9 protein-coding genes are annotated in these 12,851 nt (G+C 49.4%); 4 read left to right on the top strand and 5 right to left on the bottom strand.

Features of this window, described 5'->3' with window-relative positions; all coding sequences use genetic code 11:
• Window positions 1–44 precede the first annotated feature (44 nt).
• Window positions 45–851 (top strand): alpha/beta fold hydrolase, encoded by an 807-nt coding sequence (locus tag LFX17_RS15475; RefSeq protein ID WP_406600709.1) that lies wholly within the window; start codon window positions 45–47, stop codon window positions 849–851.
• A gap of 11 nt (window positions 852–862) precedes the next feature.
• On the opposite strand, the gene LFX17_RS15470 is transcribed toward LFX17_RS15475, so the two are convergent.
• Window positions 863–2,062 carry a DegT/DnrJ/EryC1/StrS family aminotransferase gene (locus LFX17_RS15470; RefSeq protein WP_238747263.1) on the bottom strand — a complete coding sequence of 400 codons (1,200 nt, stop codon included), beginning with the start codon at window positions 2,060–2,062 and terminating at the stop codon, window positions 863–865.
• A 739-nt stretch (window positions 2,063–2,801) separates the two neighbouring features.
• On the opposite strand from LFX17_RS15470, the gene add reads away from it, so the two are divergent.
• Entirely contained in the window at window positions 2,802–4,130 is a 1,329-nt protein-coding gene (add, locus tag LFX17_RS15465; protein WP_238731002.1) for an adenosine deaminase, read from the top strand.
• A gap of 171 nt (window positions 4,131–4,301) precedes the next feature.
• Complete coding sequence (locus tag LFX17_RS15460; protein WP_238747262.1) at window positions 4,302–4,712, top strand: VOC family protein; 411 nt, start codon at window positions 4,302–4,304, stop codon at window positions 4,710–4,712.
• Between the two features lie 64 nt (window positions 4,713–4,776).
• On the opposite strand, the gene LFX17_RS15455 is transcribed toward LFX17_RS15460, so the two are convergent.
• From LFX17_RS15455 to LFX17_RS15440, 4 genes are read right to left on the bottom strand one after another with little or no spacing between them, the layout of a single operon-like run.
• Window positions 4,777–5,085 carry an LA_3781 family PerA/PerB upregulated protein gene (locus tag LFX17_RS15455; RefSeq protein ID WP_238731000.1) on the bottom strand — a complete coding sequence of 103 codons (309 nt, stop codon included), beginning with the start codon at window positions 5,083–5,085 and terminating at the stop codon, window positions 4,777–4,779.
• A gap of 7 nt (window positions 5,086–5,092) precedes the next feature.
• On the bottom strand, window positions 5,093–5,473 hold the full coding sequence (locus LFX17_RS15450; RefSeq protein ID WP_238730999.1) for a Bor family protein: 381 nt from the start codon (window positions 5,471–5,473) through the stop codon (window positions 5,093–5,095).
• Complete coding sequence (locus LFX17_RS15445; RefSeq protein ID WP_238730998.1) at window positions 5,448–5,927, bottom strand: LIC_10463 family lipoprotein; 480 nt, start codon at window positions 5,925–5,927, stop codon at window positions 5,448–5,450. The genes LFX17_RS15450 and LFX17_RS15445 overlap by 26 nt, the downstream gene beginning before the upstream one ends.
• Window position 5,928: 1 nt before the next feature.
• Entirely contained in the window at window positions 5,929–11,607 is a 5,679-nt protein-coding gene (locus LFX17_RS15440) for a beta strand repeat-containing protein (RefSeq protein WP_238747812.1), read from the bottom strand.
• 471 nt (window positions 11,608–12,078) lie between these two features.
• Here LFX17_RS15440 and ygiD point away from each other — a divergent pair, with 471 nt between their 5' ends.
• Window positions 12,079–12,849, top strand: coding sequence for a 4,5-DOPA-extradiol-dioxygenase (gene ygiD / locus LFX17_RS15435; RefSeq protein ID WP_238747261.1), 771 nt, complete (start codon window positions 12,079–12,081; stop codon window positions 12,847–12,849).
• The last annotated feature ends 2 nt before the right edge of the window (window positions 12,850–12,851 follow it).

The following is a 12,851-nucleotide window of genomic DNA, read 5'->3' as shown; positions in this document are numbered from 1 at the left end:
ACGGATTGTTCCTGCGCCACTATCACTGGAAAAAGAAAAAATATATGAAGGAGATCCTAGGGTTCGACGATCTTAAAGCGGATATCGGGGGCAATTCCGTTTATTTTTTGGAGAAGAATCCGGACAGGAATAAGACGATTCTGTTGATCCACGGGTTGCTCGATTCGGCTACGGGACTTCGCAGGGTCGCTCCCAAGCTGCGGCAGGATTATCGTATTTTAATTCCGGACATTCCGGGGTTCGGAAAGAGCAAACTTCCTCCTCTCAAATATCTCTATCAAGTGGACGTGTTCGGTGATTTGATCTACGAGGCGATTCGCAAACTGGACCTCGATAATCTCGTGTTAGGCGGACATTCGATGGGCGCATTGATCGCGATGCATATCGCGCTGCGGGATCGGGAGAAACGGATTTCCAAATTGGTTTTGATTTCTCCCGGAGGAATTCCTCATCCCAAACGGGACGAGATGAAGGAACTTCTGTTTCCGAAAAACGAAAACGATCTCGTTAAGCTGATCGAAGCGTTGTATTACGAAACTCCCGAGCTTCCGGGAAGAATTGCAAGAAAGGCTTTGATTCAATCTTGGAACGAACTGCCGAATCAATTTCTGACGATCAATACCCTTGAACGGGAAGCGGAAATCTTTTTAGGCAAAAAACTCGGTGATATAAAAATTCCGGCGTTGATCGTATCCGGCAAAGAAGATCCGATCACGGACGTAGCGATGACGAAGAAGCTGCATTCTTACCTGAAGAAGAGCAAGCTCGTCCTGATTCCCGATGCGAAACACGCCATCCACATGGAAAAACCGGAAGAGCTTTCGTTGGAAATCAATCGTTATCTGGATTAAAGCGCTCCGTTTCAGAGCGCGCTGAAAATTTCTTTGACCGCTTTGATCACGTCCTGAACGTCTCCGTCCTTCATTCCCGGAAACAAAGGAATCGAAAGCGATCTCGAATACATCGCGTTCGCGTTCGGGAAATGTTCCTTTTTAAATCCGAAACGGGAACCGTAAAACGGATGTTCGTAAAGAGGAATAAAATGAAGGCTCGAACCTATATTCCGTTTTTTTAATTCGGCCGCGAAGATGTCCCGATCCATTTTGGAGGAAGCGCGGTCGACTTCCACGCGGAAGAGATGCCAGGAATGTTCTCCGTCCGGAGCGGAAAGAGGCAGATGTAAAAACGGAAGATCGGCGAATTCTTTTTTGTACAATTCGGCGATTGCAATTCTACGTTTCCAGAGATCGTCCGCTTCGGAAAGCTGAACGATGCCAAGCGCTGCGGCGACGTCGGTCATATTGTATTTAAAACCAGGGGAAACGACTTCGTAATACCAACCCGGACGATCGTATGTTTCCCGGTTGATTCCGTGAAGACGCATCAATTTGATCCGATCCGCAAAGTGAGAATGGTTGGTCGTCACCATTCCTCCTTCGCCGGTCGTGATTCCTTTGGTGGCATAAAAACTGAAAACGGTAAAATCGCCGAAGGTGCCGATCTTTCTTCCTTTGTGAACGGCGGGGAACGCGTGGGCCGCGTCTTCGATCACGTAGAGATGATATTCTTTAGCGATTTCTAATATACCTTCCATGTCGCAGATCACTCCCGCAAGATGTACGGGAAGAATCGCCCGTACCGTTTTGCCGGTTTTTTTATGGAAGAGGGTTCCGTTTTGATAGATACATTCTCTTTCGATTGTGGCGCGGAGAGTTTCCGGTGTCATCAGGTTGAAGATCGGATCGACGTCCGTAAGAATCGGTTCCGCGTCGAAGTAACAGATGACTTCCGCGGTCGCGGTAAACGTAACCGCGGGGCAAATGGCCGCGTCTTCCCGGCTCATTCCGATTGCCTCCAAAGCGAGATGAAGACCTGCGGTCGCGGAGTTGAGAGCCAGCGCGTATTCGGCTCCGGTGTAACGCGCAAATTCTTCCTCGAATTCTTTCACCTTAGGACCGGAGGTGATCCAGCCGGATCGGAGAACTGCGGAAACTTCTTCGATAGCCCTTTCCGAAATGCAAGGCAGGGCGAATGGGAGAAAGGTTTTGCGTGCTGTAATCATAAATCGGACATAACCCCCGGTGCTTTTTTAAGCTTCGGCAGATTTCGATTTTTCCTGAGTTGTAAATCGATCGGCGATCCGGAAAAATGTAGGAACTCATACGAAAACTTACGGCCGCATCCCCGCAAGCGGGGTCGGGCCGCTCCAGACTCGCGGAGTCCCGCTCGGTCTGAGGCGTCGGTCGAAAAAAAAGCGTGCTCTTTCTTCTACAGGAACCGCAAAATCGGACCAAGTCTTGCGCGTCCCTTGCGGGCTGTGTGTGGGAACTCCAATTGTAACCGCCATTGAGAATTTCTGAACTCAGAAGTTACGGGGGCGCTCTCTTTTCCACCTTCGTTGGAAACCACTCGCATCGCTCCGCTGCTCGTTGGCTATCTCGCTTCCTACAGGGCGCTCTCTTTTCCACCTTCGTTGGAAACCACTCGCATCGCTCCGCTGCTCGCCGGCTATCTCGCTTCCTACGGGGCGCTCTCTTTTCCACCTTCGTTGGAAACCACTCGCGTCGCTCCGCTGCTCGTTGGCTATCTCGCTTCCTACGGGTCGCTCTCTTTTCCACCTTCGTTGGAAACCACTCGCGTCGCTCCGCTGCTCGCCGGCTATCTCGCTTCCTACGGGGCGCTCTCTTTTCCACCTTCGTTGGAAACCACTCGCGTCGCTCCGCTGCTCGTTGGCTATCTCGCTTCCTACGGGTCGCTCGATAAGAATTGAAATCTTTTCCGAGGAAATATATTTTGCCTTAGTGGCGTTAACTTTTGGAGAGATTTTAGAACGAATTCGGATCATCGATCGCGATGTAACCGAATTGAACCGCCTGAAATCCAGGCTTCCCGCCGACCGTCCTTATTCTTCTTCCTTACAGATTTCTTTCGACAAACAGATCAACGAACTTTTGAACGAAAGGGTCGGACTCATGGAACTCGAGGTTCTGGACCCTCCTTCTTGGATTTTAGGAGTTCCCACGGCCGGCATTCCTCAAGAAACTCCGGTTCCGATCAAAGGGCTTTTTCCTTCCGGAGATCTTTCCAAAGAGAAGCCGGACGACCAAGATGTAATCAACTTCCTGCGGGAACTCCCCAAGACCGAAATCCATCTTCATCTCGAGGCCTGCGTCAACAAAGACACGATGAAACAGTTGATGGAAAAGAACGGGATCAGCGTTTCGGACGAAGAATTCGAAGCGAAGTTCAACTTCAAGGACTTGAACGGGTTCATCCAAGTATTCTTTTTTATACAATCGCTCGTGAAAGAACCCGCTGACTTTTCCTACTTTGTAGGGAGTTTGGCGGAATACATGCGGGCCAACAACATCGTTTACACCGAAGTGTTCTTCGCTCCTTCCAAATTCATCCAAAACGGACTCGATTTCGAGGAGATGATCGACTTTCTCGTGAACCGTATCCGTGAAGAAAAGGAAAACGACGGAATCACCATACGCTTGTTAGTCGATGTGTCGCGTTCCTTCGGACCGGAAAACGCGATGAACAACTTAAACCGCGTTTTAAAACTCAGACATCCCGAAGTGATCGGGATCGGTTTGGGCGGCGCGGAACTGATGGGGCCTGCGCGGGATTATCAGGAAGTTTTCAAAAAAGCGAGAGAAGCGGGACTCCGCGTGGTCGCTCACTCCGGAGAGGACGACGGTCCTTGGGCGATCTGGGAAGCGGTCGAACTTCTCAAAGCGGAACGGATCGGACACGGAACCTCCGCGATCCAAGATCCCGAACTCGTAAAATATCTCAGAGAGAATCATATCCCCATCGAGATTTGTGTGACGTCTAACGTATTTACGGGGAAATACGTCCGCAAGGAGCAGAATCACCCGGTTCGATACTATTACGATCAGGGACTTCCTCTCAGCGTGAACACGGACGATCCTGAAATATTCAACGTAAATCTTACATACGAATATTATAAACTTTGGAGATTCTTGGATTTCTCTTTGGACGAAATCGTGGACCTGATCCGGCAGGGAGTTTTCGCCTCCTTTCATCCGAACAAAGAATCCCTTTGGGCTGAGATGGAAAAGAAAATCCAAACGGTCAAAGCGCGATACGGTCTGAAGCGGTAGAAAGATCTTTCCGAATTCTCGTTTATTCTCCGTTTCAAATTCTTTCCGAAACCGATTGTTCGGATTTTACCCCGAAACGAACTTTACCCGATCGATAAATTCTACGTTTCGAAATCTCTTTCGACCGGAAAATTCTTTTCTAAATTCTTTGTCGTATTAAAAATCGGCCCCATGCAACCCAGAATCAACATCATCACCTTAGGCGTAAAAAACTTCGATCAAGCGGTTCGCTTCTACGAGGAAGGACTCGGTTTTCCTAAAATGAAGTTCGAAGGAAATATCGCCTTCTTTACGTTAAACGGAACCTGGTTCGCTTTATATCCGCTCGAAGCTCTCGCCGAGGACGTCGGAGTTCCCGCAAAAGGAAACGGTTTTCGGGGATTTACGCTCGCTTACAACGGACATTCCAAAGAGGAAGTCAACGAAGTTATCGCAAAGGCGGAAAAGGCGGGAGCAAAAATTGTTAAGCGACCACAGGACGTTTTCTGGGGAGGTTATTCGGGTTACTTCGAGGATCCCGAAGGATATTATTGGGAAGTCGCTTGGAATCCGGCCTTTTATCCGGGACCGAAAGAAGTCTAAACGGTACTTTCACAGATTCGAAATCCTTCGACGACGCCGGAGGATTTCCTGTTTTAACTCCGCCTTACTTTTTACAAAACACCTGCACTGTCCTTCGTGTGTAAATTCCGCCGATCGTCCAGTGAATCACGTTATCCCAAAAGTTTCTTTGGATGAGAATCCGCGGTTTTCCTTCCTGGCATTTCACCTCGGGCGTATCGAAAGATTCGATCAAGCCCACGGCGTAGCCGCCTTGTTTATAGGTCTGATCCGCTTTGGTTTCGTCCGGAAATGAGGCCGCTCCGGGAGAATTATAGATTTGTAATGTGGTATTGTGACATCCCGTCGCCGTTCCGATCGTAATCGTCAACAGTATGGTTTTTAAAATTCTCATATACTTCTCAGTTGTAGCAGATCAGATCCAAAGTCCTCGGTGAATAGATTCCGAGCGTAAGCTGTTCGTAGAGCGCGTCGAAAAAAGTCGAATACTGATGCGCTTCCTTCACTCCGTTCGTACAATAGTCGGCCGCGTTTATCGGATAGTTTTTCGGGCTCATTCCCCAGAAATAAAAGGACTGAGGAATCACGTGCATCTGCGAAGGTTCCGCGTTCAATCGTTCCCTGTCTTCCAGCGCGGCCTTACACTGCCTCTGCGTGGACGGATTTAAACAGGATTTAGGCGGGTCCTGCGGAAATCGGACGCGCGCGTGCTGGCAGGCGACGAAGATTCCCATGAATAAAAACGCGATCGCCGCTTTAACGATCGGATGTTGAGTCGACATCTATATAACCCTTTCCGAATATTCCCGCAAATAGATTGAAATCGGATTCTTTTTTGTTTGTGCCCCGGAAAACGGTCAGTCGATACTTTCCTTTTTCCAGGGATTGGATTTCGATTTTGCAGGAGAACGTGTTTCCTGAATTCGTGTTTGCACAGGAAGTCTTTGAGTCGAAGGGAAATTCTTTTTTGATCAATTCGAGTTTTAGATCGGAGCTTACGGAATCGATTTGAAAGATTCCTCGCATATTCTCCGATTGTTTGAGGATAAATTCGTAATTTTGAACGTTGTTTCCAGATTCCATTCTTCCGTGAACGAAGGATTGGAGCCGGATCATTTCGTTCCGATCGTTTTTCGTAAACGTGAGTCGTTCCGAATTTCCTTCTTCTCCGAAGAGAACGAAACCGATTAGAATCAGCACGGTAACGATCAGTGATAAGGTTTGTCGATGTCGCATATCAATTATTCTGTTGTCTGTAAACTCGTACCGGTTGATTGTTCTTTCCGACGCTGACGTAGATGTAGTTTACACCCGCGTCCGATCCGGCAATGGCCGAGTAGATTTGACGATTGGTCGCGTCTCCTAAGCCGCTTCCGCCGACTTGTTCCCAAACATTCGACGCGCTTCCCGGATTTGCGATATTGGTTCTCCAAATTTGGATTCCGCTTTCGTTGTCAAAGCCGACGTAGAGATACGATCCGTTTGCGACCGCCATCGTCATACTATGGTTGGAAACGTTTCCGAAATTCGTAAAACCGCTTCCGTCGTCCCCGACCACGGACCAATCACCCGCATCGCACAAAGTCGAGTTTCCGCTCAGACTCGGATCGCATTTCCAAAGCTGCGGTCTTCGATTCGTATAGGATCCGTTCGTGCAACCTGCGGTCGTTTGAACCGATCCGCGTAAACCGGAGTTGTCCTGAGGAGTCACGCAGATCGTTCTTGTGACGTACATTCTTCCGTTAAACTCGGCGAACTGAGAGAACGCCTTGTCGCCCGGAACCATATCGTAGTATTTCGTAAGTTCGAGAGAGAACCAATTGTTGTTCGATCCGTTATGCCACTTTGCGTCGCTTCTCGGAGCGGCATCGACCCAACCCGGACAACTGTCGGTCCCGTCGCAAGGAGTCGGATTTCCGCTCGTGGAACGTATTATACTTCCATTATGTAAGGAATTTGGAAAGCCTCCGTTTGCGGCGTAGATTCTTCCGTTAAAAACGAAGAGCGAATCGATTCCGACGTAGTAAGCCCAGTTGATCGAGGAGTTGTTCCCTTCCTGAGAACCGCCTCCGAAGTAAGGCATTCTATCGATTCTAAAACGATCTCCGCGCGAACCGTCGTTTGCGTTGCAGTTAGAGCCGACCGTACATCGAGAAGAGTCCGCGGCATTGAAAGTGATTTTTCCGAAGTCCGGAGAATTAGAACCTTGATTTCGCTTAGCAAAACCGGCGTAGATCCGATCGTTCAAAACGGTGATCGACGAAGTTCCCGCAGTAACCGTTCCGGTGATCGTTCCCATATCGATGTATTTGAAGTCCAATCCGGAATCTGTATCGGAAGAATAGTAGAGATAATTAAAGTTCTCCGCGGATCGGGAGCCCGCCATCAGGATGTGAGCCGTTCCACCGAGTGAACCGGTTGCGAATACGCCCCGGCCGTCTTCGTTATCCGGACCGCAGCCGTTCGCCTGATTCGCGTTATTGAGAGTGCAGCCCGTATGACCGATCGTCACGTATGGAGGAACTCCGATTCCTCCGTCCCTCGTTGAAGCGCTGTTAGACGATACGTTCGAAGTTCCGGAAGAGGAAGTCGTATCCTTGGTAAAGGAGAACGATACCGACTCCGGAGAAGTGCCGTCGTAATTAAAACGAACCGCTTGGTTTCCGTTCGTGTTCGGCCCGATATAAATCCGATTGTTGTATCCCGTGAGATAACCGAAGGAAGAATCGTCGGCAAACGGATTGGTCGCAACGGGGCCGTCCGTGAAGTTTACGGGAGAACTTCCGCAGCCGATAAAGCTCGTTCTATCCTTCGGAGAAGATTGTAAATTCTCCGCATCGGATGAATTACGAATCGATCCCCAAGACGTGTTGTCGAATCCGTCTCCGTCCAAGTTGTTCGCGGCGATGATCGTATATTGACCGCCGGACTGGGACAAGGAATGCGTAATACAAACTTTGGAGGAATCCGCGGCAGCTCCGCCGCAAACGCTTCCGTCCAAAATTTTCGCGCTCGTGATGTTTCCTAAAGAGGAAACTCCCGTAAATTTATACCGAAGTGCGCACTGTGTTTGATTGGAACATTCCGCTGACTTAGCGACATCGGCTCCCGCGAACAACGGTTTGGAGAAGGACACGATCACTCTTCCCACCGTGTTGCAGACCGCGCCGGAGATTTTGAGTTGTTCCTGTCCCGTAAAATCGGCGTTATTCGGACAACCCAAAAGATTCGGAGCGAAGGAAAGATCGTGAACACCTGCTTTGTTTACGACAAGCGTATATGTTTTTCCGGAAAGCTGCGAAGTCGAAAGCGTAATCGTAAACGTGTTTCCGCTTCCGCTGATGCTGCTCGGCGCAAAATCTGCCGTTTGAGAATTTCCGGTAAAGTCCGTATTGTCCGAACAATTTCCGGTAAAGGAAGAACCGTTTACGATCTTATAGTTGGATAAGCTCAATGCTTCCGTGTTATTTACGGATTCTGAATATACTACTCGGATCGTATTCGGAGACAAGGAAACGGCGGATGTGATCGTAGGAGGTGTCGTGTCGATCGCATTCACGGTAAGAATCGTATTCCCCGAAACGGAATTGTAAGTCGCTGAAACGGTAGGGCTTCCCGCGGAAATTCCGGTAGCCAATCCTTGCGTTCCCGACGCGTTGCTTACGGTTGCCATCGACGTATTCGAACTAGCCCAGGTTACGGTAGAAGTTAAGTCCGTAGTAGTTCCGTCCGAAAAGGTTCCCACCGCGGAGAATTGTCGAGTCGCGGTCGCGTTGATGGACGGATTGGTCGGCGACACGGCGATCGAAGAAAGAATGGCCGCGCTTACTGTAAAGTTTGTACTGCCGGTGATCGAACCGGAAGTGGCCGAGATCGTGCTGGTTCCGATTTGAATCGCGGTCGCTCTTCCCACCGTGCCGACGGCGTTTGAGATCGTGGACGAAGTCGTGTTCATGCTCGACCAAGTTACGGAAGAAGTCAAATCCTGCGTGGATGCGTCCGTATAAACTCCGAGCGCGTTGAATTGTTGTGTAAGACCTTTGGCAAGACTTCCGTTTACCGGAGAAAGTTGAAGAGAGACTAACGTTGCCGGTGTGACTCCGAAAGATACTGTATTGCTGTTCCTAGAATTATAAACCGCGTAAACATCGGACGAACCAGTGCTCAATGCGGTCGCCAAACCCGCCGAACCGATTGCGTTGCTGATGGACGCCACGCTCGTATCGGAAGAAACCCAAGTCGCAAGAGAAGTCAGATCCTGACTCGTGCTGTCCGTGAAAATACCGGTCGCGGTAAATTGTTGCGTAAGACCTTTCGCCTTGGAGGGAGAAGGCGGACTGATCACGATGCCGACTAATTCCGCTTCGGTGACGGTCATCGCAGCGGAGGCGCTCTGGATCGAATTGTAGATCGCTCGAATATTCGAATTTCCTAAAGTAGAAGCGAGCGCTAAACCTTCGGAGCCGGCCGCGTTCCCTATGATCACCTTGGAAGAATCGGAAGAAATCCAAGTGGCAAGCGCGGTCAGGTCTTGGGTGGAATTGTCCGAATAAATACCGGTCGCGGCAAATTGTATCGTAAGACCTTTGGCGACGGAAGCGATGCTCGGGGTAACTTGAATCGAAGTCAACACGGCGGCGGTCACGTTTAAGCCGGTGCTACCGGAAATAGAGCCGAGGGTCGCGGTCATATTCACGCTTCCCGCTCCGAGCGCGGTTGCAATACCTTGCGATCCTAACGCGTTGCTCACGATCGCTCTTGAGGAATTGGAAGAAGACCAAGAAACAAGATTCGTAAGATCTTCGGTCGAGTTATCGGTATACGTTCCCGTCGCGTTCAGTTGTCCCGTTAATCCTTTTGCAAGGGAAGAATTGCTCGGTGTAACGGCGATGGAGACGAGTTCCGCGGCCGATACAGTGAATGAAACGGAAGGACTGGTCACGGAACCGAGAGCCGCAGAGATATCGCTCGAACCGGAAACAAGAGCGTTCGTAAAACCTTTATTGCCCGCGACGTTGGAGATCTGCGCGATCACCGTATCGGACGAAGACCAAGTCACTTGCTCGGTTAAGTCCTGCGTAGAGTTGTCCGTAAAAATTCCGGTGGCCGAAAAATTCTCCGTAAGTCCTTTGGCTTTCGAGGAAGAGGCCGGTGTGATACCGATCGAAACGAGTTCGGCGGCTGTTACGGATAACGTAGATGAAGAACTGGTCACGGTTCCTAAACTAGCGGTGATATTGGCGGAACCGATCGAATTCCCGAATGCGTATCCTTCGCTTCCCGTCGCGTTTGAAATCGTTGAAACCGTCGGATCGGAAGAAGCCCAAGTTACGGAAGTCGTGATATCCGCATTGGTAAGATCCGAATAGATCCCCGTGGCGAAAAAGGATCGGGTTAATCCTTTCGCCAAAGAAGGATTGTTCGGGTTGACTTGAATCGAAGTAAGAATTGCGGAAGTAACCGTAAACGAAGTGTTCCCTGAAATCCCGTCAAACGCAGCCGTGATCACCGAACTCCCCGTAAACAAAGTCTGCGCAAGGCCTTCCGAACCGGAAACGTTAGACACGTTTACCGCCCCCGAGGACGAGGTCCAAGTCGCCAAAGCCGTCAGATCCTGCGCGGAGTTGTCCGTAAAGATTCCCGTTGCCGTGAATTGCTGCGTAAGTCCTTTCGCTTTGGAAGAAAACGCCGGAGTAACCGCAATGGAAACGAGGGTCGCTTGTGTTACCGTAAAATCGGTAAAACCTTCGATTCCTCCGATGGTTGCGGTGACGGAAACGGTTCCCTGGTTGAGCGTCGAAGCCAAGCCGTTGTTTCCGAATACATTCGAAATCGTTAATACGTTCGTATCGGAAGAAGTCCAGGAGACCTGATCGGTAATGTCTATACTCGTATTGTCGGAAAGGATTCCGGTTGCGGTAAAATGCTGCGTCAATCCCTTCGCACGGGAAGAATTCACCGGAGATACCGAAATTCCAACGAGCGTCGCGGATGTCACCGTGAGTCCGGTGGAGCCGATCACGGCGCCAATGGAAGCAAAGACGGTTGTGGAACCTGTATTCGAACTTTCTAATAAACCGTTCGACTGAACGGATGCGATGCTCGTGTCCAAAACGGTCCAAGTCACGGAAGCGGAAACGTCCTGTGTGGAATTGTCCGAAAAAACTCCGGTCGCAGTCAGCTGCTGATTGGCGCCTAAAGGAAGGCTTGGATTGGCCGGAGTGACTTGAATGGAAGATAAAATCGCCGGGCTTATGTTCACGGATGCGAAACCTTGCCTGGAACCCCAAACGGCCTGAACATTCGCAGTGCCGACATTGCGACCCGTAACCGAACCGGAAGCGTTGACGCTTAATAAAGAAGAATTGCTCGTAGACCAAACGAGCAAAGGATCCGTGGAAAGATCTTGATTGGAACCGTCCGAAAAGATTCCGATCGCGGAAAATGAACGACTCGTACCTTTCGGAAGAGAACCGGAGTCGGAGCTTGACACTTGAATTGAATTTAAAACGGCGGACGTAACCGTGATCTTAAGCTTCGCGCTCGAACTTTGGTATTCCGCCTGTAGAGTCGTTTCACCGGCGGAAATTCCGCGAACGGCATTTCCCTGCACCGCCGCGATGGATTCGGAAGCCGAAACGATCGTAGAAGAACTCGTAACGTCCTTGTTCGTTCCGTTATCGAAGATCGCCGTGACGTGAAGAGTGGTGTTTGTTCCTTTAGCGATGGAAGCATTTTCGGAACTCAACTCGATGCGAGTCAGGACCGGATCGGAAGAACCTCCGGGAAGAAAGAACAACGGAGAACTTCCTTTTTTGCCGGCCGCTAAACCTACGGCGCCGGTGAGCATCGGCCAAGCCATACAACGTTGAAAAAAAACCGAAAGAAAAATAAGAACGAAAAATTTAAACTTCATCAAAGGGGCTTGGCGTATCTTGTTTGTTGTCTTTTTCGACGTTTGCATTCGTGTAAATCCGGCAATCGGTTTATTTTTTTAGCTTTAAGGGATTAGTTTGAAAACGATAAGAGACTAAGTGTTTGTCCCGGCAAAGTAAAGAACGCAAATTTGCTTCAAAATGCCATAACTTTGAATTAGAGTCCATTGTGCGCCTCCGTTTTGAATCGCTTTCGGATCTATGTCCCGAAGCAATGACCGAATAACGGACCGATTCTCCTAAGGATAACGCAAAAATTGAATATTCAAAAAAAATAATATATTCGGTTTCTGCGAACGCCGGAAAAGCCCGTAAATTAAATCTCGGATTTTAAAAGGCGAACATGAGAGCCGCGGAAAAAAATTTCAAAGCCGGGATCAAGGTCGGGAAGTTATGGAGAATTTTGACAAAAGTACGTTTCTTTTTAGGATGGGTTATGTCTAAGTAAAAGAATGAATCCCGTAGTATTTTTCGGTCACGGTTCCCCGATGAACCTCGTAATCCGGTCTGACTTCACTCGAAATCTGGAAGAATTCGGTTCCACTCTTAAGGATGTGAAAAACGTTCTCGTCGTATCCGCGCATTGGAAAACTAGGGGAACGTATGTGACTGTTTCCGATCCGCCCGAACAAATTTACGACTTTTACGGATTCCCTCAAGAGTTGTACGAGGTAAAATACCGTCCTTCCGGATCGCCAAAACTTGCACAACGAGTAAAGAATCTTCTGAAGAGCGTAGACGTGCAGACAACGACCGAATGGGGGATCGATCACGGAAGTTGGGGAGTTCTTTATTTTCTTTTTCAAAGGGCAAATCTTCCCGTGGTTCAACTGAGCATCGACGCGAATCTGAGCCCGGAACAACAATACGAAATCGGACGCGAGCTGCAGCCTCTTCGGGAAGAAGGAACCTTGATCTTGGGAAGCGGAAACATCGTGCACAATCTCAGAGCCGCCGACTTCCACAACATGAACGCGGTGCCGTCCGATTGGGCGATCGAGTTCGACGAGTTTGTACGTCAGTCATTGGAATCCAGAAACGACAAGGCGATCCTCGAGTTTCAAAAGAAGGGCGAGATCGCGAAGTTATCCGCGCCGAGCACGGAACATTTAGAGCCGATCTTTTACGTGTTGGGAGCGATGAAACCTGAGGAAAAAGTGAGGTTCATACATCACGGTTTTCAGAATCGATCCGTATCGATGCGATCCTTCACTTCGGTTTAAAA

Origin of the sequence: Leptospira sanjuanensis, from assembly GCF_022267375.1 — a bacterium.
In the GTDB taxonomy this organism is placed as follows: Bacteria; Spirochaetota; Leptospiria; order Leptospirales; family Leptospiraceae; genus Leptospira; species Leptospira sanjuanensis.
The sequence above is the reverse complement of the archived record's forward strand: the minus strand, read 5'-3'. Positions and strand labels throughout refer to the sequence as shown.

Excerpts from the sequence above, each read along its gene's own strand:
- LFX17_RS15475 (WP_406600709.1), top strand. The coding sequence starts at position 45 with ATGAAGGAGATCCTAGGGTTCGACGATCTTAAAGCGGATATCGGGGGC.
- LFX17_RS15470 (WP_238747263.1), bottom strand. The coding sequence starts at position 2,062 with ATGATTACAGCACGCAAAACCTTTCTCCCATTCGCCCTGCCTTGCATT.
- LFX17_RS15460 (WP_238747262.1), top strand. The coding sequence starts at position 4,302 with ATGCAACCCAGAATCAACATCATCACCTTAGGCGTAAAAAACTTCGAT.
- LFX17_RS15455 (WP_238731000.1), bottom strand. The coding sequence starts at position 5,085 with ATGAGAATTTTAAAAACCATACTGTTGACGATTACGATCGGAACGGCG.
- LFX17_RS15450 (WP_238730999.1), bottom strand. The coding sequence starts at position 5,473 with ATGTCGACTCAACATCCGATCGTTAAAGCGGCGATCGCGTTTTTATTC.
- LFX17_RS15445 (WP_238730998.1), bottom strand. The coding sequence starts at position 5,927 with ATGCGACATCGACAAACCTTATCACTGATCGTTACCGTGCTGATTCTA.
- LFX17_RS15440 (WP_238747812.1), bottom strand. The coding sequence starts at position 11,607 with ATGAAGTTTAAATTTTTCGTTCTTATTTTTCTTTCGGTTTTTTTTCAA.
- ygiD (WP_238747261.1), top strand. The coding sequence starts at position 12,079 with ATGAATCCCGTAGTATTTTTCGGTCACGGTTCCCCGATGAACCTCGTA.